Raw genomic sequence first — 22508 nt, 5'->3', positions numbered from 1 at the left:
GCTCGGGCCTTATGTAGACACAAGTGCTGCGTACTTTTTTCTGCGACACGCCATAAACCATCCATGGGGCTCGGTTACGGCCATCCATGGCCTCCAACGGTCGCAGAAAAAAGGACATCCGCAGTTGTGCTTCTGGCCAGCTGAAGCTCATAGCGCTCAAACAACATGTCACAATGACAAGAAAACAGATAAAGGCTTTTTATGAACAAAGACAGCATCAGCCAACTAAATTGGCCTGAAAGCGGCCTGCTTCCGGCCATAGTACAGCACGCTATTTCCGGCAAAGTGCTAATGCAGGGGTATATGGATCAGGCGGCTTTGCAGCAGACCCTGAGCAGCCGCAAAGTGACCTTTTTCAGCCGCAGCAAACAGCGGCTCTGGACCAAAGGCGAAAGCTCCGGCCATACCCTGGATCTGGTGGCCATCAGTAGCGATTGCGATCATGACAGCATCCTGGTGCTGGCTGAGCCCAACGGACCCACCTGCCATGTCGGCACCGAAACCTGCTGGCACGACGATAGCAGCAACAGCCCACAATTGAGCTTTTTGTATGACCTGGAGCAGGTAATAAAAAGCCGCAAAGATGCTGACCCGGCCACCAGCTACACCGCCAGCCTGTTTGCCAAAGGCGTCAAGCGCATGGCACAAAAGGTTGGCGAAGAAGGGGTGGAAGCAGCATTGGCAGCGACAGTTGGCGATCGCGAAGAGCTGAAAAATGAATCGGCTGATCTGTTGTTTCATCTGCTGGTCCTGCTACAAAGTCAACAGCTGGATCTCAGCGATGTGCTTGACGTCTTGCAGCAACGGCATAAGGAATAGCAGTACCTTACAGTGGCAAGCGTTCGTTACAATCGCCGGGCGCATGCTGCTAAAGTATCCTGCCACTATCTGGCGAAGCGGCCCTGGCTACACTAAGATAGAGTGTCATGACAAAAAAAATGCCACACTTACATCGTGAGGCAGACCTTATCCAAATGCTGGATCCGCTCGCGAGTGATTGGAATTTGGCTCTGCATTCACCAAATAATCCGGCTACACACGAGTTAGTAGCCGCAGCAAGCTTTTCTCAATTAAGCACCTTGTTTGATAATTTCCTGGATGTAATGGGCATTCCCATTGCTTTAATTGATTTGCAAGGCAAAGTGCTTGCATCATCGCGCTGGCAGCGAGCTTGTGCCCAGTTTCATCGCCAGGCACCAACCACCTTAAGCCGTTGCCTTGAAAGTGATAAAGACCTGGCACTGCAGCTTCAGGATGGAAAAGATTACTCCGTGTACCGCTGCCGTAATGGCTTGATCGATTGCGCCACCCCGATTGTTCTGGATGGTCAGCACATTGCCAATTTATTTATTGGTCAGTTTTTTACTGAAGAACCCGATGTGGAGTTCTTTACTCAACAAGCCGAACAGTCAGGTTTCGACAAAGACACTTATTTATCTGCTATTCAGGAAGTTCCTATTGTCGATGAAACTAAACTGCCGGCCATGCTCAATATGTTATCGTCACTGGCGCTACAAATAAGTCAGCTAAGCCTGCTGAACAGCCGCTACCAGGATAGCTTGCAGCAAACCGAGCAGCTGGTTGCTCAACGAACGCTTGAACTAACCATGCAAAATGAGATTCTCAGCCTGATCAGTGAAGGGGCGGAGCTTTCTTCTGTACTGCACCATCTGGTCGCACAAGTCGAGCAGCTGCATCCTGGGACACTCTGTTCTATCTTACTATTGGATAATGATGGAGCAACTCTCCGTCATGGTGCGGCTCCCTCATTGCCCGATGCATACAATCAAGCCATTGACGGAGTCGTTATTGGTAAAGGCGTAGGCTCCTGTGGTACTGCTGCATTTACAGGGGAAACCGTCATTGTCAGCGATATACAAACGCATCCGTACTGGCAACCCTATCTGGCATTGGCTGAACTGGCTCAGGTAAGGGCTTGCTGGTCAGAGCCTGTGAAAAATGCGGATGGCAAAGTGCTCGGCTCCTTTGCAATTTATCACCGTCAACCTGCTGAGCCTTCGGCAGGGTTGCTCGAAAAAATCAACGCTTATGGCAAACTTGCAGAACTCGCTATCAGCCGTAGTAAGAGTGCAGAACAAATTCGACGGCTGGCTTTTTACGATAACCTGACCGGTCTTGCCAATCGAACCTTGCTAGAAGAGCACTTACTGCAAGCCATTGCAGCGAGTCAACGCAGCCAAAAACTTTCTGGTTTAATGTTTATCGATTTAGATAACTTTAAGCCAGTGAATGATCTTTATGGTCATAAAGCAGGTGATTCCATGCTGGTTGAAATTGCCTCCCGCTTGCAACAAACAATTCGGAGTGCGGATACCGTCGCCCGCTTCGGAGGTGATGAGTTTATAGTGCTCATACGAGATATTGATGATGATGAAGATCGCTGCCGGCTGCATATGCAAACGCTAGCCAATAAAATCCAACAAAACTTGATACGACCATACGCACTGTCCGACGACAGCATGCATCAGTGCAGTTGCAGCATAGGCTTGGTTTTGTTTCAAGGAAATGCCAGTTGTGACGAAATTCTCCGGCAAGCTGACTCAGCAATGTACATAGCAAAGAAGAAACAATCGCAAACCAGCTGGTTTAGTCTGTAGTCATCAGCAGAAAGATCACTGACCACTTGATTCAAGACTCCAGCAACTGCCCTGCCAGCCGAACAAAATCAGAAGATGTTAGGATCCCCAATAACTTATCGTCCGCATCTACCACCGGTAAACACCCATGTTTGTTTTTCAAAAAGTAGCTAATTACTTCAGACAGAGTCTGTTCTGGCTGTACAGAGGCAAAGTCAGTATCCATTAACTCGGCAATAATCTGCTGCTGTTCTTTGCGCTCCAAGGCTGTCGTGCCATATTTCGCCAGTAAGCCCATCACGGTGGCAATCATTTTTTTCTGCGTTAGTACGCCTACTAGCCGCTCCTCGGTATCCAGTACCGGGATGTGACGAATGTTTTTTTGCCGCATCAAGTCATGAGCATCTTTCAAGGTTTGATCACGGCGCACAAATAAGGGGTTGGCCGTCATTAAATCTGCAACAATCTGAGCCGTCATAGTGAAACACTCCTCGGGTAGTAGCCTGTTTGCTATAGCATAGCTTACTGCACCCAGACTTTCAGGAGCCAGATCAAACTTTAGGTCGTTGGCAATTCATGGGCTGGTTGTTTCACTCACTGGTTTTGTAACCGCCTTGGTCAAACTACTGCCTAAGGAAGCTGTAATCACCAAAGCAATAGCCAGCCATTGCCAAAGGCTTAATAACTCAGCCAAAATCAATAACCCAGCCAAAGCTGCAACGGCAGGTTCTACACTCATCAGCACACTAAAGTTTTTTGGTGGTAGTCGCTTTAACGCCACCATCTCCAGCGAGTAAGGCAGCGCACTCGACATCACAGCAATCATCAACGCTAGCGGTAAGATCTGCCACTGAAACAAGTCGGCACCGGCGGTGACCACACCAATAGGAAACAGGTAAAGAGCCGCAATGGTCATGCCTAACGCCACAGTGGCGCCACCAGGAGCTAGGTTGCCCGCTTTTTGGCCAAATAAAATATAGCCTGCCCAGCAACCACCGGCGGCGAGTGCCAGCATCACGCCAACAGGATCCAGCGCATCGGCGCCACGCATGTCCGGCATGAGCATAAACACCCCAGCCAGAGCACAAGCCACCCAAAGCACATCCAGTTTACGCCGGGACGACAGCAAAGCAACGGCCAAAGGCCCGGTAAACTCCAACGCAACGCCCACGCCAAGTGGAATACGCTCGATAGCCATATAAAACAAGATATTCATACCGCCCAGACAGCCACCATAAACGATCAAGGCTTGCCATTGACGTCCTTGTGGCCAATGTCGCCAAGGGCGGAATACCAACCACAAAATCAATGCCGAAAAACCAACACGAAGTGCGGTAGTGCCTTCCGGGCCAATCACCGGGAAAAGCTGCTTCGCAATGGAAGCACCGGATTGAATAAAGACCATCGCCAAAATCACGCTGACCACAGCCAGCAGCAGCGATTTCAGACTTGCATCAGACATAAAAGGGAGTCTCAGAAAAAAGTAGACCTTGTCAGTATATCACTGTTGAAAAGTCAGAGTGGAATTGAAAGCTTAAGCCTTGGGGTAACGCCCGTCACTTTGCTGCCGCTTTCTCCTTTGGCTGCAGTGCATAACGCAGCACATCTTTCCAGGACACAATGCCCTGCAGCCGTTGTTCGCTATCTACCACTGGCAAACAGCCAATATTGTGTTCCAACAACAACGCCGCGGCTTCTTTAATTGGTGTTTTTTCAAACACACTAAATACCGGTGAGGTCATGACATGGCGCACTTTGCGGCTTTGCACGTAATTCTCCACACTGGTTTCAAAAGCCGACTCCATAACCGGACTCAGCGCTTTAAAGTAATCCTTAACGGAAATAATACCCAGCAAACGATTCGAGCTATCCACCACTGGCAGATGCTGATACCGCGCTTGTGAAAACACCTGCCGTAATGACGCCAGACTGGCATCTTGTGTGGTGGTATGCACTTTACGGGTCATAATGGCTGCTATCCGGCTCATCAGAACGCTTATCTCCAACGAAAAATCAAACTCACTGAACAGAAAAAACCGTATTCAACAAAATAAAAGCCGGTGATTAATCATCCGGCTTTTCGAATCCTTCAATGGTCACGCCCGACAGCCGCCCAGAGCCTTGTGTATCGTTACTGCGTAGCTTAATCATCAAGCGTAAATCATTCGGTGAATCCGCATGATGCAATGCATCTGCATAACTGATACGGCCACGCTCGTACAGATCATACAAGGCTTGGTCAAAGGTTTGCATACCGAGTTCACGCGACTTGGCCATCAGCGCTTTGATTTCACCCACCTGGCCCCGGGAAATTAAGTCTGCCACCAAGGGCGAGTTGAGCAATACTTCAATCGCGGCTACCCGTCCGGTGCCATCGGCAGTCGGAACCAGTTGCTGCGCTACAATAGCTCGCAAGTTCAACGATAAATCAAACAACAACTTCTGGTGCATTTCTTTTGGTACCAAGTGCATGATGCGATCAATAGCTTGGTTTGCATTGTTGGCATGCAGAGTCGCCACACACAAGTGGCCGGTTTCAGCAAACGACAAGGCATACTCCATGGTTTGCATATCACGCACCTCACCAATCAGAATGACATCTGGCGCCTGACGCAATGAGCTCTTCAGTGCAGACTCAAACGACGCCGTATCAATGCCGACTTCCCGCTGCGTGATCAAGCTTTTATGATGTTCATGCACAAATTCGATCGGATCTTCAATGGTTAAAATATGCCCTTTGGCATTACGGTTGCGATAACCAAGTAACGCCGCCAGTGAGGTCGATTTACCGGTACCTGTGCCACCAACAAACAGCACCAGCCCCCGCTTTGACATAATAATTTCTTTTAGAATGGGAGGCAGCCCCAAATCATCGGCATTCGGGATATCGGTGACAATGCGACGCACCACCATACCCGCCTGATCGCGTTGCCAAAAAGCAGAGACCCGAAAGCGCCCTGCTTCATTGGAAATGGCAAAGTTACACTCTTTGCTGGTGACAAACTCTTGCTTTTGCTTTTCCGACATTGGCGACACCACCAATTGAAAAGATGCATCTTCCGTCAGTGGTGTTTCATCAATCGGTAGCAGTTCACCATTAATTTTGGCGGCCACCGGCATGCCAGCGGTGACAAATAAATCCGATGCACCACGTTTCACCATCAGATCTAAAAAATCGGTCAGTTGCATACGATCTCCTTACATTCGGCCCATGGTACCGAAGGTATTTTTATCCTGCGCCTTGGTCATGGCATCTTTTTGCGACACCATACCCCGATTGACCAGATTGACTAAGCATTGGTCCATAGTCTGCATACCGGTCGCGGCTCCGGTTTGAATCACCGAATACATTTGAGCAATTTTATCTTCGCGGATCAGGTTACGAATGGCCGGCACCCCAATCATGATTTCATGGGCTGCCACCCGACCGCCACCGACTTTTTTCAGCAGCGTTTGAGAGATAACCGCCCGTAGTGATTCCGACAGCATCGAACGCACCATGTCTTTTTCTTCACCGGGGAAGACATCGATAATACGGTCAATGGTTTTAGGCGCCGAGGTGGTATGCAAGGTGCCAAACACCAAGTGACCGGTTTCTGCTGCTGTCATGGCTAAACGGATGGTTTCCAAATCCCGTAACTCCCCCACCAGAATGACATCCGGATCTTCCCGCAGCGCCGAGCGCAATGCATTGCTAAAACTATGGGTATCCCGGTGTACTTCACGTTGGTTAACCAAACACAGCTTATTGCTGTGAACAAATTCGATGGGGTCTTCAATGGTCAACACATGATCATGCCGGGTCGTGTTGATGTAATCCACCATCGCTGCCAGGGTGGTACTTTTACCGGAACCGGTTGGTCCGGTAACCAATACCAGACCACGCGGGTTTTCTGAGATGGTTTTAAATATATCCGGCGCTCCCAAATCATCCAGCGTTAATACCTCGCTGGGGATGGTACGGAACACCGCTGCCGCGCCTCGATTCTGCACAAAGGCATTGACACGAAAGCGAGCTAAATTTGGTACTTCAAAAGAAAAATCCGTTTCGAGGTTTTCTTCGTATTCTTTTCGTTGTCTATCAGTCATAATTTCATACACTAAGGCATGAACTTCTTTGTGATTCAATGCTGGAATATTGAGTTTCCGCACATCACCGTCGACACGGATCAGCGGTGGAGTGCCGGCAGATAGGTGTAAATCCGAGGCCTTATGTTGCACACTAAAAGCCAGTAACTCTGTAATATCCATGATCATTCTCACTTAATACGATTGAATTTATGAATACCATAGCAGAACGCTTGCAAAGCGCCTACCATCAAATAACGCAAGAATGCACTAAGCTTGGTTCAAACCCCGCCAATGTGCAATTAATTGCGGTCAGTAAAACCAAGCCGTTGGCTGCAATTGAGGCAGCCTATCAGCAGGGGCAGCGTCATTTTGCCGAAAACTACCCGCAAGAGTTCGCCGACAAAGCATCGCAACTCAACTACCCGGATCTGATCTGGCATTTCATTGGCCCTCTGCAATCCAATAAAACCAAACTCATTGCTGAGCATGCAAGCTGGTTTCACAGTCTGGATCGGCTTAAAATAGCGAAGCGCTTGTCTGGGCAGCGATCGGATACTCAGCCTCCTTTGCAGGTATTATTGCAGGTCAATATCAGTGGAGAAGCGACTAAGGCAGGGATCCAGCCTGAGGATTTGATGTCGTTAGCCGAAGAGGTCCATCAGTTAGCCAGACTGCAGTTACGGGGACTAATGGCCATCCCTGCACCCTCGGATCAGCAACCAGTAGAGCATTCTTTTCAGCGGATGCAGCAACTGAGTCAGGAGTTACAACAAGCCTATCCTGCTGCGACTGAATTATCCATGGGCATGAGTAATGACTGGCCAAGCGCTCTGAGATACGGCGCAACTATGATACGATTAGGCACCGCAATTTTTGGCGAAAGGACTTATGAAAGAAATGAATGACAACATCGTCGCTTTTATCGGCGCAGGCAATATGGCCCGCTGCGTTATTGCCTCCATGGTACAGGCTGGCTACCCAGCCCAGAACATTATTGCCAGCAACCGTACCGAACCGAAACTTCAGGCGTTAGCTAACGATTATGGCATCCAGACTACGCTGGATAATATCGAAGCGGTCACCAAAGCCGATGTGATTGTGTTGGCAGTTAAGCCACAGATGATGGGCGATGTGTGCCAAACTCTGATTGAGCGAGCACCGGAAATTCAAGAAAAGCTGTTTGTCACGGTTGCGGCTGGTTTGCCGGTCAGCCGTTATGAAAGCTGGCTCGGAGACATCCGCATGGTCCGTAGCATGCCCAATACGCCTTCTCTGGTTGGCCTTGGCGTAACAGGTTTGTTCCCCAGTCGTTGCTCCAATTACGAAAAGTCTTTTGTCGATGCCATGTTTAAAGGCACCGGCATGACGGTTTGGTTGGAGCAAGAGCACGAGATTGATCATGTCATTGCCGTCACCGGTAGCTCACCAGCTTATTTCTTTTACTTTATGCAATCGATGCAGCAAGTAGCAGAAGAGCTGGGTTTTGAACCAGAACAAGCTAAGCGCATGGTCGCTCAAACGGCAATGGGGGCAGCCAAAATGGCACTGGATAGCGACTCAAGCTTTGCAGAGCTACGTGCTCAGGTGACATCAAAAGGTGGCACCACGCATGAAGCCGTCACCTCTTTTGCCGATCAAGGGCTGGAAGCAATGGTAGCCAATGCCATGCAAGCCGCCATCACACGAGCTCGCGAAATGGCTAAAACACTGTAAATGTAGTGAATACTATCACTTACTAAACACATTATTATTTACTAACTGTGCGCAACGTCTGGAGACACTATGAACAACGCGTTGTTTTTTTTAATTAATACCGCCTTTAACTTGTACTTGATGGTAGTGGTGCTTCGTCTGTGGCTGCAATTGGCAAGGGCCGACTTCTACAACCCTTTTAGTCAGTTTATTGTCAAAGCAACCAACCCTTTGGTATTGCCCATGCGCAAAGTGATTCCAAGCCTGGGACAGCTGGATACGGCTACCTTGGTACTGGCTTGGTTGGTCGCCGTGGTCAAAATGCTGCTGATCCAACAATTGTTTCTGGGTCAGATTGCTATCCCTGCAGCGCTGGTTGCTGGTTTGATTATTTTATTAAAAGAAACCTTAAGTCTGGTGTTCTGGATTGTGATTATTCGTGCCATTTTAAGCTGGTTTAGTCAGGGCCGTAACCCGATTGAGCAGGTGATGCATCAATTGACTGAGCCACTGTTACGGCCGATTCGTCGCGTGATCCCTCCGCTGGGCGGTCTGGATTTATCGGTACTGGTAGTATTGATAGGTTTGCAGTTTATACAAATACTGCTGGCGGATGTATTGCGCGGTTTTTAATGCGATGGAATCACTAACTATACTGAGAACAACAGCCATTACGCCGAGGCACTAATGAAACAATTTATCTATCTTACCACCCTGCTGATGCTATTAAGTATGCCATTGCATGCCGAGCAAAAGCAGACACTTGGCCCCTGGGATGTGCATTACCTCGCCTTTAATGCCACCTTTTTAACGCCTGAGATTGCTCGCAGTTATGGTATTGAGCGCAGCCGCTTCACAGCGATTATCAATGTTTCAGTGCTGGACAAACAGGATCAGGCAGCGCAACAAGTCACCGTGGAAGGCAATGCCAGAAATTTGCTTGGCCAAAACCGCCCACTCAGCTTTAAGCGCGTACAGGATGGTGATGCCATCTACTACTTTGCTCCTTTGACCATTCGTAATGAAGATTTGTGGCGCTTCCAAATCACCATTCGACAAGGCAATGAACAACAACAATTGCGCTTCGAACAAACCTTCTACGTGGATTAATCGCCGTCTATTGTAAAGTTGTTACCGATGAGGTGTTATGAATAAAATCGTGTTGGCCACCGGCAACCAAGGCAAGGTGGCCGAGCTAAGCAGCATGCTGGAGCCTTTCTCCTGCCAGGTGGTGCCACAAAGTGAGTTTCAACTGAGTGATGCCGATGAAACCGGCTTAACTTTTGTCGAAAATGCCATCATCAAAGCACGCCATGCGGCTCTTGCTACCGGCCTTCCGGCCATTGCTGATGACTCTGGCTTAGCGGTCGATGCGTTGCAGGGGGCCCCCGGCATCTACTCAGCCCGTTATGCGGGAGAAGGCAGTAACGACCAGCTGAACATCGAAAAGCTCCTCACTGAGCTTTGTTCGACGCCAACAGAGCAGCGCCAAGCACAATTTCATTGTGTGCTGGTGTTTATGCGTCATGCCGAAGATCCTACCCCCCTCATCAGCCATGGCAGCTGGGCAGGGCAGATCCTAAAGCAGCCGGCTGGCGAAGGTGGCTTTGGCTATGATCCCGTATTCTACCTGCCTGAACAGGATTGCACAGCCGCACAACTGAGCAAAGCAAAAAAGCAGCAGTTAAGTCATCGCGGCCAGGCATTGCGGCAGTTACTGGCTCAATTGCAACAGCATGGATATCTAATCTCTTGAGCCTGTTATTACCTCCTTTATCGCTATACATTCATATTCCCTGGTGCATTCAAAAGTGCCCTTATTGCGATTTTAACTCCCATGCAGTGAAACAAGGCATACCCGAGCAAGAATACATCAGTCACTTGCTGCATGATTTAGAGCAGGACTTGCCATGGGTACCAAACCGTAGCATTGCCAGTATTTTTATCGGCGGCGGCACCCCCAGCGTGTTTTCAGCACAGGGTATTCAGCAACTGCTGGATGGCGTTCGAGCGCGTATCGCACTGCAAGCTGATTGTGAAATCACTATGGAAGCCAACCCAGGTACAGTGGAAGCCGATCGCTTTGCCGGTTATGTCGCCGCAGGGGTTACCCGGTTCTCTATCGGCGTACAAAGTTTTCAGCCGGAGCAACTGCAGGCATTGGGCCGTATTCATCGTGCAGACGAAGCCATTCGCGCCGCCGAACTCGCCACACAGCTCCCTTTAAATAGTTTTAACCTCGACCTGATGCATGGTTTGCCCAAGCAAAGCCTGACCGATGCAATAGCCGACTTAAGTCAGGCTATTGCGCTGAAGCCGCCCCATTTATCCTGGTACCAACTGACCATTGAACCCAATACTGCTTTTGCCTCACGGCCTCCGGTTTTGCCTCAGGATGAACAGTTATGGGATATTCAGGAGCAAGGCCATCAGCTCTTACTAGCACACGGCTATCAACAATACGAAACCTCAGCCTATGCATTGCCAGGCCATCAGTGCCAGCATAATTTGAATTACTGGCGTTATGGTGATTATCTGGGCATTGGTTGTGGTGCCCATGGCAAAGTGACTTTACCTAACCGAAACACCATCCTTCGCACTGTGAAAGTGAAGCATCCAAAAGGGTATATGGATTTAACACGCCCTTATCTCGATCAGCGTACAGAGGTGAATAGCGACGACCGTCCCTTTGAATTTTTTATGAATCGATTGCGTTTACTGGAGCCCTGCCCAACCACGGACTTCACCGCATACACCGGGTTACCGGTCGAAACCATATCGGCAGCGATGGCTGATGCGATTAAGCTGGAGCTGATACAACAGCAGCCGCATCATTGGCAGATCACTCCAAAAGGAGCCCGTTACCTTAACGATGTGCTGACTTTATTTATGTAAAAGGATACGCTCATGAACACCACTCGTCTGACCCTGATAGCATCAGCTATCAGCTTGGCTTTAGTCACTGGCTGTGAACCTGCCACCACCACTCCAACATACAACCATCAGTCCAACGAAACGGCTGCTGTAAGCACTCAATCTGAGTCTGAACGAGCGAATGCCTTGTTTGAGCAAATTTTTGATGACGAGATTGCTACCAACCCCGTCCGACAAACTCAGCTCGGCTTAAAAACCAATTATGGTTTATGGCAGGACCTATCCGACGAACGTCATCAACAAGACTTGCAGTTGGCACAACAGCACCTGTCACAACTAAAAAAACTCAACACCGACGCGTTGGATCCTCAGGTACTGTTAAGTTATCAGCTGATGAAACAGCGGCTAGAACATAAGCTGGAAGACGACCAGTGGCGCTTGCATAGTTATCCGGTCAACCAGATGCGTGGTACCCACACTCAAGTGCCGGTCACTTTACTCAATCAGCATCGCATTGATGATGAGTCGGATGCCAAAGCTTATATCAGCCGACTCAACCGGGTGCCACAATTATTTGAACAGCTGCAACATCAATTGGAACAACGGGCAGAGCTGGGTGTTATCGTGCCAAAATTTGTCTTCCCCTATGTGATTCAAGATAGCCAGAATGTCATTACTGGCGCTCCATTCGATGATGGAGAAGACAGCATCTTATGGGCCGACTTCAAGCGCAAAGTTGCCGCTTTATCCTTGTCAGACGCCGAGCAGCAATTGCTGCTGAATGAAGCTGAGCTAGCGCTGTTAAGCAGCGTACAACCAGCTTATCAGCAATTGATCGGTTATTTACAACAACTGGAGCAATTGGCAGGCACCGATGATGGTGTTTGGCGTTTACCTGACGGCAAAGCCTTCTATCAGCATGCATTGAATCGCATGACCACAACAGAGCTAACTGCAGAGCAGATCCATCAAATTGGTCTCGATGACGTCGACCGGATCCATCAAGACATGCTTGAAATTATGCAGCAGGTCGAATTTGATGGCAGTTTGCAGGATTTCTTTGCTTTTATGCGAACCGACTCACAGTTTTATTACCCGGATACCGAGCAAGGTCGGTCAGATTACTTAACCGAAGCAACGGCACTGATTGATCACATGCGCACCCGCCTTGATGAGTTATTTCTGGTGAAACCCAAAGCCGAGATGGAAGTGCGGGCCGTGGAGCCATTTCGTGAGCAATCGGCCGGTAAAGCATTTTATCAGCGTCCTTCGATGGATGGCAGCCGCCCGGGTATTTATTACGCCAACCTCTATCGTATGAGTGACATGCCAAAGTACCAAATGGAAGCTCTCGCCTATCATGAAGGTTTACCGGGCCATCATATGCAACTGGCCATTCAACAAGAGTTGGAGGATATTCCCCGTTTCCGTCGTTTTGGTGGCTACACCGCCTACACGGAAGGATGGGGGCTTTACACCGAGCTGCTCCCCAAAGAAATCGGTCTGTATCAGGATCCCTACTCTGACTTTGGCCGGCTAGCTATGGAGTTATGGCGCTCAGCCCGGCTCGTCGTTGACACCGGCTTGCATCACAAAGGGTGGACTCGTGAAGAGGCCATTCAGTATCTGGTTGACAACACCCCTAATCCCGCAGGTGATGCGCAAAAAGCCATTGAACGCTACATCGTGATGCCTGCCCAAGCCACCGCTTATAAAATTGGCATGATCCGCATGTTAGAGCTGCGTGAAACGGCCATCAATCAATTGGGTGATCGCTTCGATATTCGTGAGTTTCATGATGTAGTGTTAAAAAATGGCGCCGTGCCACTCGATGTACTTGAGCAGCTCGTGCATGATTACATTGCTTTAAAACAACACTAATCCTCCTAAAGACTTAGGATCCGGCCATACGGCAGTGCGTTTTTCTGCTGTATGGCACTCCACTATCGTACCCGTTAAAGAAACATGAATTTTTTTATAAAAAAAAGGTTGTTCATTACCCGGTAACTGCATAAAGTTAGTAGTCGACAAGACGACAAAATAAGCACAAGGAAGCGCGCATAATAAACTAACAGGCCGATATAATAATGAGAACAACAGAAAATCGAGTCCCTTTATCGACGGGCGCGCCGATCCATAACTACAGCGTAGTCAAAGCCATCTCTAGTGACGACATTAGTATTTGTTACCAGGCACTAAGCTCCACTAGTAATAGACTGGTCATTCTGAATGAGTTTTTCCCTGCCACACTAGCCACACGACACAGCAGCTTTCGTGATATCAACCTGATGGATCCTGACAAAGCAAGTACCTTGCAAGACAGCATTCAGAACTTTGAGCGGGTGACAGAGCTACTGATAGATTGTGAACACCCCAATTTGCACCGCACTATCGCCTGCCTGGCACACGGCGGGACAGTACTCAGCGTACATGAAAAAGTCGATCTGCCTTCTTTAGCCGAGTTCACTCAGCAGCGACAGAGCCCCATCTTGTCAGAAGCTGAAATACGCCAGTTGCTGCTGCCCATCCTTCATGGGCTACAGCAACTGCATAGCAAAGGCATACTCCATCTGGGGATCCATCCCCAGCATATCCTGCTCGAAGAGCTGGCCGCCCCCGTGCTGACACACTTTTGCCAAGCTCAATGCATTGGCAGCAACAGTAGCCTGGCAGCGGTGTTGTCTTTAGAGTCAGTTTCTGCGTTTCTGGCGCAAGAGCTGCTTTCAAAAAAATCTGAGCTAACACCGGCTAGTGATATCTACGCACTTGGTATGATGCTTTATTACTTAATGACTGGTCTGGAGCTTCCTCTGGCTCAGGATCGGCTCAACGCCATTCTCGAGCATGAGCCAGATCCTCTGCCGCCACTGCTGAAACAAACCACGGCTTATAGCCATAGCTTGCACAACTTGGTAGAGGCTTGCGTTGCACTGCGTCAAAAAGATCGACCGCAAAGCGTAGCGGAGGTGCTGGCCAAGCTTGATAAACCGGCGAACTCTCCGACAACTCGCCCAGCAAGCGGCACCGAAGCAAACCAGCCTGGCATGGCACAATCAAAGCATGCAAAAGCCCCTCAGCCTGCCAGAACTGCTGACGTGCAGCATGCAACCGAGACCTTAGAGTCACCTAAACGGACACCGCACTTACAGTATGGTGCTATCGCCACTGCTGCCTGTCTGTTGATTACAGTGACCTATGTTTTTAGTAAGCCTTCATCAGAAGACCAACAACTGCTCAGCCAACATCACAGCATGGAGCGGCTGGCTCAACTCGAGACGCAGCGGCTGAATGACATTCGCCAGCTGTATCAGCTGGTATCAATACCAGCTGGGCAGTTTAGCATGGGGTGCACTGGTATTGATTGTCCAGCAGCAGAGGTGCCTGCCCGAACCATTGAAGTGACAGCGTTCCAAATGATGGCACATCAAGTGACGTTTGCCATGTGGGATGCTTGCGTAGAACAAGGCGGTTGCACACATCGCCCACGTGATGAAGGCTGGGGGCGAAGCAGTCGGCCAGTCATTAATGTCAGTTATGAAGACATCGTGTTGGAATTTATTCCCTGGTTAAATCAGGCATCCAGGCAGACCTTTCGTTTACCCTCCGAGGTAGAATGGGAGTATGCCGCTAAGGCGGGCAGCCAGAGTGCCTATCAATTCGGAGAGAACATCCGTTGCGAACACGCCCGCTTTGGTCGCCGCAGTGGTGGGGAGTGCAGTACTCAGCTCGATGGGACTTCATCAGTGATGTCATTTGAAGCCAATGCTTTTGGTTTGCATGATATACACGGTAATGTATGGGAGTGGACTCAAGATTGCTGGAACGCCGACTACCAGCAAGCGGCAGCGACTCAAGAGCCAAGGCTGACGGGTAATTGTGTGCGACGGGTACAACGTGGGGGAGCTTGGCTGTCGACACCAGCAGAGCTCACCGTAACCTATCGCAACAGTCATGATGCCAAACTACGCCATCGAAACAATGGCTTCAGACTTTTACTTGAATAATAACAGGATGGGATTTACTACTCCCATCCGTATCCTTTTATTTTTCTACCACAACATCGTAAGCCATTAACGCTGGCAAGCTTTGTTGTAACTGGCTTTCAATCTCGTTCAGCTCAATTAAGCGCTGACAAAACAAAGCCGTTTTTTCTTCCAGTAAACTGGCCTTTTCATCAAGACCACTATTGATCCTGTCCACTAAATGACCGACGGCATCCCAGTCTTGCGGGTCGGTTTGTTCAAAATTGGCATCCGTATGTTGCAAGGCATCACGTAAGGCTTCCCACACCGCACCAAAGGAATGCCGTGCTAAATTATTGAGTTGAGGTTTTAACTCGCCATTGAGGAAGTGCTCCAGCTCATTCAAACTTTGCGGTGCCAGATAAAAATGATCGCCACTACGAACAAAGCGGGATAACAATTGAAAGGTTGTCTCTCGAATTAAATCATTCCACTCGGCTTGTTGCGAACGGCTACCGACGCCAGATAACATACGCTCCATGGTCGATAAGCCTAGTTCAACACCATCTACAGCAATCCCCACAATTTCGGGCACAAACTTACGTAAGCCCTGACTGTACTCTGTCACCAAAGCCGTTTCTTCTTCGGTCAGCTCTAACCACTCACCCTGAATAAATAATTGCGTATCATGATTAATTTGCATCATGGTCTGATTATTGTCCATGATACGAATTTCTGCTGGTGAGATAAGCAAACCATAGCCAAAGCCCATATTGCATTCACGGGCGAATACACCGGCTGAACAGAATAACAAGCCTAACAACAAAGCACGCATGAATAGTGATCCTACTATCGTCTACCCCATATAACCGCACGTACAGTGTAGCCTCTTCAGCTTGAAAACAAAATGCAAGCAGCCTCTACTCATCGGAAAAACGCACCAGCCTGACGTAGAGCTGCTGATCTTTGTGCTTCAGGTTATTTTTACCACTGTACATCGCTATTGCCCATGCTTGAGACGCAGCACCACGGTAAGTCGTACTGGTCCAGAGGTTTTCGCTGTTGGCCGAAGGAAATAAAGCCATATCGATTGCAGGATCGACGCATTGCCGCTCCACCACACTCATGGCTTCTTTTATATCCGGCAGGCGCCATTCAGTCCGCTCCATTTGACCGGCCGTAACACTCATCAGTAGCGCTTCAGACCAACTCAACCGGATAGGCTGACCCGAGCAGTGTTGTTCTGTCTCTTGCCATTGTTGGCCGTACAAGCAGCGCTGCCACACCAAGCCTGTGATTTGGTGCGCAATTTGGCCATGCGGCAACGCACTAAACTGATTAGGTTCAGTAGAGCGGTTGATGCTATCAAAGCATTGTTGCTGAGCAGCCACACTCATCGAAATGAAGAACCAACAGCATGCACTGATTTTCATGATGATCTTCTCTCCTTAAGGGTTCCGCACCAAGCGGATATAAGCGCGGCTATCGCTTCGCTTTGGCAGCGAGTTGTCGTTGCCATTTTGCATATCAATCACCCAAGCGGAGTGGCCACCTCCACCTTCGGCACTGCTTTGCTGCGTCCAGTAATACAGGTGGCCGAGTGCGGCTGGCTCTGCTTCGTGTAAAAACAGCTCCTCATCCAAGGTGGTTTCACCGCCAAAATCAAGCAAACTATTTAACTCAGTTACCGTCGGCAAACGCCAGTTTGCGCCGCCACAATATAAGCTGGCATTCACATCTGCAATATACTGCTCTGTGCCGCAATCGACGGAGCTCGGGCAAGAGCTAAGTGCAGCAGCCGCTTCACCGGGCTGTTCGCCATTACCATCTTCATTCAGAGTCCAGCTGTAGCTATTGGAGGCCGAGCGCAATTCAGCAGTTGCCACACCAGGAGCAGCAGGTTGTTTTAGCTCCCAAATTAATCCAGTGACGTTGTCTCTTAAACAAGAAAATACAGTCGCTGATGTTGGTAGTTCATCCCCAAACTGATCCAACTTACTGAAATCAAAGCCTGCCCGCCCCTGCCCTATTTTATTGAGAAAGGGGCTGATAGAATCCCGGCCAAAATCAGCATCCTGCCTTGGAAAGCTGGTATTTTCGCAATCAATCTCACCGATCAAATCAAAGCAACGATCCTGTCCGGTATCCACTTGAAAATGCAACTGTGAACTCAGCACCGTTAAGCGCAGAGTTGCACTGTCCGTTTCATCACGGCTATCACGAACATGCAATTGAAGTTCAATCAGCGGCTCTTGACGACTATCAGGCACAATGAAGTTCGTTTGGCAAGACAGTGGATCAGCCACGTCGATAGTTGCACCCGTAACTTGCTGCCAGTGACACTCTAGCTCACCATGCAAGGTTGCAGAATGCCTGCCATCAAGTTGCACACGCGCAAACTCCTGAACCGTTCTGTCCGGCCCTGCATCCGCATAAATACCATTCGCATTGGCCTGCACCTGAAACTCAATATCCGCACTGTCCAATAAACCTGCCGTATTGGTGACCGTCAGTTCAAAACGAAAGTTGGCATCGTCAGCCAAAAGCGGAGCTTTGAGCACCAACTCTGCAGCCGAAGATGGCTGAGGTAACCAGGGCATTGGCCCTGCAAGCTGTTGCCAATGATAGGAAAGACTCTGCCCTTCTGGATCGAAAGAGTCTTCCGCCGTCAGCAGTAAAGGGACACCGGTAGTTAGAGAAGTTCCAGGCGCAACAGAACTTTGAATTAAGGCAACAGGCGAAGAAACGCGGGGGATAACACGGACCTGTACCCGATCTCTGAGCACATTGCCATCGGCGAGGCGATACTCAACTTCAAACATTAAGAGTGCATCAGTGATTTCTGTTGGCAATGCAATGGTTAACTCTGCCCCTGTGGCAGGCAACTCACTGAGGGCAGGGCCTGACAATTGACGCCATTGATACTCACCACCAGCAGGATCACCCTGAGCCCGGAGTGTAAAACTACCCCCGGCGATGATTTCACGATCAGCACCGGCATTGACACTAGCAAGCGCAGAGGCTTCTTCCCCTTTACCTCCACAACCGAGCAAGAGACCGATCAACAACAGAAGCAATGAAAATCGTTTTATCGTCATGTTCCAGCCTTATTCAGCGTCTTCATTCATCAAACCATTCAGGCAAAGATCACTTTGCAGGACTCGCTTTGATGAAATAATCAGCAAGTTTCAAGCCAGCATGACAGAGTTATAATGGTTCGATTTCAGCTTTACCAGAAACGAGGTGAATTTTAGAGGGGCCATACTCCCTGCGACTCCGTACAATTTCTTTATCAAAATGAACCTCAACCGCAGAAAACAGCTCATTGCGTGCAATTACTTCAGCCTGCGCCAATACAGTTTTACGCTGCTCTTCTAATTGTCGAATATCCGCAATCAGCTCAGAAGCTGTACGACGGTTCTCTTCAAACTCTTCAGCTAACTCGTTGAGTCTGGCTTCAATTGCCGGACTGCCGTCCAATTTTTTGAATTGTTCAATTTTTTCTTTTACCGCAGCCAAATCGGTTTTTAACCCAGTGACACTAACGCGCAACACCTCTTGCTTCTCAACAATCGGATCGGTTAGCCGATTCACTTTAATCAACACCGAGCTGGTAGATAAGGCCCCTAAGCTCCCCGTGTAGACACCTTTATCCAGATAAAAGCTACCACCAATGACTTTACCAGTTGGCTTTTCTTCTGGTCCGGCATAAATAGCATGGGCATCTGCGCAGCTATGTACCAGCTGTTTATTAACATAAAGGTTCCCTCCGCAATAAAAACGCGCATACTGCGCCATATTGCACTGCACATCACCGCCTGCTTTAATGGTGGTACTGTAATCACTATCAGCATTAGGGTTGGATATCTGATGGCCTATTACAGCACCACCAATGGTGACATTTCCACCGGCTTCTAACAGTAAACCTTCGACAAAGCCTTTGACAAAAATATTGCCACCTGCAATTACTTTCATGCTTTCAGCGACATCACCACTTACCACCACAGAGCCTTTGAATATAATGTGCCCCGTGCTGTTATCGACTTGCTTCACAGTAAAAACATCATCAACCGTCGCACCCGATTCAATCACACGTGGCAAACCATCTTTGGTCGCTTGCAGTAAATCTGCATCGTCAGCTGACAAGCCAACACCCTCTCCCAAATTCCACTCAATAGTGAGGCCTGGCATCGCTGGTAAGGGTTCACCAGTCACGGTCATGCCTTCTTTACCAAGTGTAGGCGGGTGGCGACGCATCAAGGACTCGCCTGGTGCAATTGATGGGATCACACCAAAATCACGTAAATCTGCTTTTTTATCATCACGATTGACTACCGGACGATTACGCCGACTTTCCATCGATGGGATCAGCGCTTCAAAGCGAGAGTTCTCACCTTGCTGAACACCGCGACCTTGGGCAATCACATGCTTTAACTTTGCACCGGGATCAGCTTTACTGGCCTGAGATACCAGTTGAATAATATTATTTTTGATAAAGCCAAACACAATACCTTCTTTTTGTGCGGCTTTAACGAGCGCATTGGCTGAGATAGGTTCACCACCATAAGCCGCTGTGATATGTGCCGAAGCTGACATTTTGTCTTCTGCAACGGCAAAGCTAAGCTCTGCCGGGACTTTTTCTGCCACGGTGTAGGACAAAATTTTTGCTCCGGCCGCAACCAGCTTTTCTTTCACCTTTTGTTGGTCTTGTTCATAATGGGCAAGTAAATTTTTGATTTGCTCTGGTACGAGCTTACAACGACCATAGCCAGCTTGTTGCAATTGCTGTTGCAATTCCTCTTTTGTCAGAGGCAACAGTCCAACAGCAACTTCAGCCACTACCGCTTGTTCTTTTGCTTTAAAGGTGATTACAGTTTCACTCACAAGGAAGCCACACTACCATTAATTAGATAGTATCTAATGAAACAAATAATTGCGGGAAAGGCAAGCCCTGTACCCACTTTGGACAGGGCAAAAAGGAATTATTTAAATATAATTATCTTGGTGGACCCGAATGAACAGGTTGGTGCCCGACTTACTAAAATCAATTTTATATTCTTTGTTGTTCAAGGCTTGTACAAATAGCAATGTTTTGCACTCACCAAAAACGTCAGTGCTGGAAATATCAACCAACTCCATGTAGCGTTCTTTCGCTTCAATACGGTTGGCCGGTACGGGCTCATTAAATGGTTTGACACCATGTCGCGTGACGATTACAGGTGGATCTTCATCATCATTGATAATAATTAAATCGACTTTTTTCTGCTTGTGTATAATGGTATTTCGGCCACTGACCAAAAAAGTCTTTTCATAATTGCTCATTCACACATCCACCTGATTAGCAAAACTTAATTCTTGTTATTATGATACAGCACACTCCGGCTGTCTAGCCTACTCGGCTTTGTCCAACTGTTGCAAGCGCATTCGGTTCACTTCCTGACAAAATACTTCTGCAGGAACATCAATACAGTTCACCGGGATGAATAATTCGTAGCCACAAAATAACCCCAACTTTTGCATCCGATTGGCAAACATGGCTTTAACACCATCGTATTGTTTGCGTGGGGTATTGAAACGATCCTTCTCTGCCATCCATTCGGTGGCGCACTCCCCTGCCGGGCACTTTTCTTTTAAGATAGCAAACCAGAGCGCCCGTTGCTCCATCATTAACTTGATGGCGAGGCGAAGCGGCAATGGCTCCAAAAAAGCCGCTATATCGGTTACTTTAAACGCAATGTAATTCACTTCAACATCCAGATCAGGTTGTGGGCTGCAATGCGAGAATGCCTGCCAGGGTAGCAACCAGCTACCCTTTTTGTGGTGATAATGCACACCGGCTTCATCGCACTCGATACCATAGACAGGCTCTGCCAGTTTGGCAAAACCTGCATAGATGCCTATTCCAGCAGAGATAAAGCCAATGGCCAAAACCAGCGTCAAGGCATCCATAAATAAGATAGAAAAAACAAATAACCCGAAAAAAGCTCCTCCGCTGTAGAGCAAGGTTTTTGCACCACCTTCATTACCGCTTGCTTTGTACTGCTTGTGCATCTTGGTTACTCCCGTGCCATCTAGCCTGCTTGAACTCACAGAAAGAACTATACTTGATTGCAGTGTCTGTTGTCATATCAAGCAGTGTATTGCAAAAAAGGGACTTAATACGACCAATGCCATCTGCACTGCGACGATAAAAAAACCAATCGCTGCTTATTTACATACAATAGTCAGGTTTGTTAATCCTCAAGTCATTGGAGTTATTGTGGCCAGATCATATTCAGGTGTTGTGTTGTTTTTACTGGTAGCCCTACTGGTATTTGCTGGTTATTTATTTTACCAGACACAACAAGAGCCCAATGGGCAACGTCCGCCTTCGAGTGCAGTGACAGTGAAAACTGCAACCGCCAATGTCGAGCCTTTGCTTCGACAAATTTCAGCGTTAGGAACCGGCATTGCCAATGACTCAGTGCAGTTGATTGCCTCCAGTAGTGAATACTTGACCTATCTCAATATCATTGAAGGTCAGTCTGTACAACAAGGAGATATTATAGCCAGACTGAATGATGTAGAACAACGCGCCCGGGTTGCCGAATTGCAATCGCAATTGGAAGAGCAAAAGCGTCAACTTGATCGGTTAAAAAATCTGGCTGCAACTCAAGCCACCGCTCAATCCATGCTGGATGAACAACAAACACGAGTCAACAGCACTGTCGCTCAATTGGAAAGCGCTCAATCCCGGCTGGATCAAATGACCATCAAAGCCCCATTCGGCGGCATCCTTGGTCTTCGTCGGGTCAGCCAAGGGGCATACATTAATAGCGGCAGTGTTATTACCACCTTGGATGATATTTCTACGCTACGCATCGAATTTAGTGTACCTGAGCGGCATATTGCCGAGCTGGCTATCGACATGCCGTTAAGTATTGCCAATGTCGCCTATCGTAATACTGAATTTAAAGGGCGTATTAAAGCCATTGATCCTCGATTAGATCCAGTAACCCGCTCTGTTCGGGTACATGGTGTAATTGACAATAACGACTTACGCTTGCGTCCTGGTATGTTGATGAATGTCACTGTCACACTCACCAATCAGGATGCACTGATGATTGCTGAAAATGCACTGGTGCCGCTGCAGAATCGACAGTACGTCTACAAAGTCGGAGAAGATGATCGCGTGACCGAGGTTCAAGTGGAAATTGGACAGCGTATCCCGGGGTGGGTCGAGATTATTGATGGCCTTGAGGAAGGTGATGAAGTCATCATTGAAGGTGTCCAGAAGGTTCGTGATGGCGTCTTAATAAGCCGAGTGGAGTAA

The 22508-nt window shown here is 48.5% G+C and carries 22 protein-coding genes; 11 read left to right on the top strand and 11 right to left on the bottom strand.

From position 1 onward, the window contains the following. Nucleotides 1-201: 201 nt before the first annotated feature. Nucleotides 202-819, top strand: a complete 618-nt coding sequence (hisIE, locus tag Q3O60_RS00275) for a bifunctional phosphoribosyl-AMP cyclohydrolase/phosphoribosyl-ATP diphosphatase HisIE (protein WP_305891903.1) — start codon at nt 202-204, stop codon at nt 817-819. A gap of 119 nt (nt 820-938) precedes the next feature. Next, nucleotides 939-2618 carry a PocR ligand-binding domain-containing protein gene (locus Q3O60_RS00270; RefSeq protein WP_305891902.1) on the top strand — a complete coding sequence of 560 codons (1680 nt, stop codon included), beginning with the start codon at nt 939-941 and terminating at the stop codon, nt 2616-2618. 31 nt (nt 2619-2649) lie between these two features. Here the strand turns inward: Q3O60_RS00270 and Q3O60_RS00265 are convergent, their stop codons facing one another. From Q3O60_RS00265 to Q3O60_RS00245, 5 genes are all read right to left on the bottom strand, one after another. Continuing rightward, nucleotides 2650-3075 carry a CBS domain-containing protein gene (locus tag Q3O60_RS00265; protein WP_305891901.1) on the bottom strand — a complete coding sequence of 142 codons (426 nt, stop codon included), beginning with the start codon at nt 3073-3075 and terminating at the stop codon, nt 2650-2652. A gap of 96 nt (nt 3076-3171) precedes the next feature. Continuing rightward, nucleotides 3172-4059, bottom strand: coding sequence for an EamA family transporter (locus Q3O60_RS00260; RefSeq protein WP_305891900.1), 888 nt, complete (start codon nt 4057-4059; stop codon nt 3172-3174). Between the two features lie 94 nt (nt 4060-4153). Further along, nucleotides 4154-4585 (bottom strand): CBS domain-containing protein, encoded by a 432-nt coding sequence (locus tag Q3O60_RS00255; protein ID WP_305891899.1) that lies wholly within the window; start codon nt 4583-4585, stop codon nt 4154-4156. 76 nt (nt 4586-4661) lie between these two features. Continuing rightward, nucleotides 4662-5786: a PilT/PilU family type 4a pilus ATPase gene (locus Q3O60_RS00250; protein ID WP_305891898.1), complete on the bottom strand. Its 1125-nt coding sequence runs from the start codon at nt 5784-5786 to the stop codon at nt 4662-4664. A gap of 9 nt (nt 5787-5795) precedes the next feature. Then, the gene (locus Q3O60_RS00245) at nt 5796-6848 is read right to left on the bottom strand and encodes a type IV pilus twitching motility protein PilT (RefSeq protein ID WP_305891897.1); all 1053 of its coding nucleotides are present in this window, start codon (nt 6846-6848) and stop codon (nt 5796-5798) included. 29 nt (nt 6849-6877) lie between these two features. Here Q3O60_RS00245 and Q3O60_RS00240 point away from each other — a divergent pair, with 29 nt between their 5' ends. The 8 genes from Q3O60_RS00240 (at nt 6878) to Q3O60_RS00205 (ending at nt 15238) form a co-directional block, all read left to right on the top strand. Continuing rightward, entirely contained in the window at nt 6878-7573 is a 696-nt protein-coding gene (locus Q3O60_RS00240; protein ID WP_305891896.1) for a YggS family pyridoxal phosphate-dependent enzyme, read from the top strand. Continuing rightward, entirely contained in the window at nt 7566-8381 is an 816-nt protein-coding gene (proC, locus tag Q3O60_RS00235; RefSeq protein WP_305892086.1) for a pyrroline-5-carboxylate reductase, read from the top strand. The genes Q3O60_RS00240 and proC overlap by 8 nt, the downstream gene beginning before the upstream one ends. 69 nt (nt 8382-8450) lie before the next feature. Next, nucleotides 8451-8993 carry a YggT family protein gene (locus tag Q3O60_RS00230; RefSeq protein WP_305891895.1) on the top strand — a complete coding sequence of 181 codons (543 nt, stop codon included), beginning with the start codon at nt 8451-8453 and terminating at the stop codon, nt 8991-8993. A gap of 54 nt (nt 8994-9047) precedes the next feature. Then, nucleotides 9048-9470 carry a DUF4426 domain-containing protein gene (locus Q3O60_RS00225; protein ID WP_305891894.1) on the top strand — a complete coding sequence of 141 codons (423 nt, stop codon included), beginning with the start codon at nt 9048-9050 and terminating at the stop codon, nt 9468-9470. Between the two features lie 37 nt (nt 9471-9507). Further along, a complete protein-coding gene (locus tag Q3O60_RS00220; RefSeq protein WP_305891893.1) occupies nt 9508-10116 on the top strand; it encodes an XTP/dITP diphosphatase in 609 nt (202 codons plus the stop codon). Next, nucleotides 10113-11255 (top strand): radical SAM family heme chaperone HemW, encoded by a 1143-nt coding sequence (gene hemW, locus Q3O60_RS00215; RefSeq protein WP_305891892.1) that lies wholly within the window; start codon nt 10113-10115, stop codon nt 11253-11255. The genes Q3O60_RS00220 and hemW overlap by 4 nt, the downstream gene beginning before the upstream one ends. A 12-nt stretch (nt 11256-11267) precedes the next feature. Next, a complete protein-coding gene (locus tag Q3O60_RS00210; protein ID WP_305891891.1) occupies nt 11268-13115 on the top strand; it encodes a DUF885 domain-containing protein in 1848 nt (615 codons plus the stop codon). Nucleotides 13116-13321: 206 nt separating this feature from the next. Next, nucleotides 13322-15238: an SUMF1/EgtB/PvdO family nonheme iron enzyme gene (locus Q3O60_RS00205; RefSeq protein WP_305891890.1), complete on the top strand. Its 1917-nt coding sequence runs from the start codon at nt 13322-13324 to the stop codon at nt 15236-15238. Nucleotides 15239-15275: 37 nt separating this feature from the next. On the opposite strand, the gene Q3O60_RS00200 is transcribed toward Q3O60_RS00205, so the two are convergent. From Q3O60_RS00200 to Q3O60_RS00175, 6 genes are all read right to left on the bottom strand, one after another. After that, the gene (locus tag Q3O60_RS00200; RefSeq protein ID WP_305891889.1) at nt 15276-16031 is read right to left on the bottom strand and encodes a DUF2884 family protein; all 756 of its coding nucleotides are present in this window, start codon (nt 16029-16031) and stop codon (nt 15276-15278) included. Between the two features lie 85 nt (nt 16032-16116). Next, nucleotides 16117-16629 (bottom strand): Lcl C-terminal domain-containing protein, encoded by a 513-nt coding sequence (locus tag Q3O60_RS00195; protein ID WP_305891888.1) that lies wholly within the window; start codon nt 16627-16629, stop codon nt 16117-16119. Between the two features lie 15 nt (nt 16630-16644). Further along, entirely contained in the window at nt 16645-18294 is a 1650-nt protein-coding gene (locus Q3O60_RS00190) for an Lcl C-terminal domain-containing protein (protein ID WP_305891887.1), read from the bottom strand. A gap of 109 nt (nt 18295-18403) precedes the next feature. Continuing rightward, nucleotides 18404-20080: a flagellar assembly protein A gene (locus tag Q3O60_RS00185; protein ID WP_305891886.1), complete on the bottom strand. Its 1677-nt coding sequence runs from the start codon at nt 20078-20080 to the stop codon at nt 18404-18406. A 102-nt stretch (nt 20081-20182) separates the two neighbouring features. After that, nucleotides 20183-20518, bottom strand: a complete 336-nt coding sequence (locus tag Q3O60_RS00180) for a hypothetical protein (protein ID WP_305891885.1) — start codon at nt 20516-20518, stop codon at nt 20183-20185. A gap of 69 nt (nt 20519-20587) precedes the next feature. Continuing rightward, nucleotides 20588-21247 carry a DUF2982 domain-containing protein gene (locus Q3O60_RS00175; protein WP_305891884.1) on the bottom strand — a complete coding sequence of 220 codons (660 nt, stop codon included), beginning with the start codon at nt 21245-21247 and terminating at the stop codon, nt 20588-20590. 208 nt (nt 21248-21455) lie between these two features. Here Q3O60_RS00175 and Q3O60_RS00170 point away from each other — a divergent pair, with 208 nt between their 5' ends. Next, the gene (locus Q3O60_RS00170) at nt 21456-22508 is read left to right on the top strand and encodes an efflux RND transporter periplasmic adaptor subunit (RefSeq protein ID WP_305891883.1); all 1053 of its coding nucleotides are present in this window, start codon (nt 21456-21458) and stop codon (nt 22506-22508) included.

The sequence above is a fragment of the Alkalimonas collagenimarina genome, from assembly GCF_030717845.1.
Taxonomy (GTDB): Bacteria; Pseudomonadota; Gammaproteobacteria; order Enterobacterales; family Alteromonadaceae; genus Alkalimonas; species Alkalimonas collagenimarina.
This window is presented reverse-complemented; position numbering and strand designations above follow the sequence as displayed.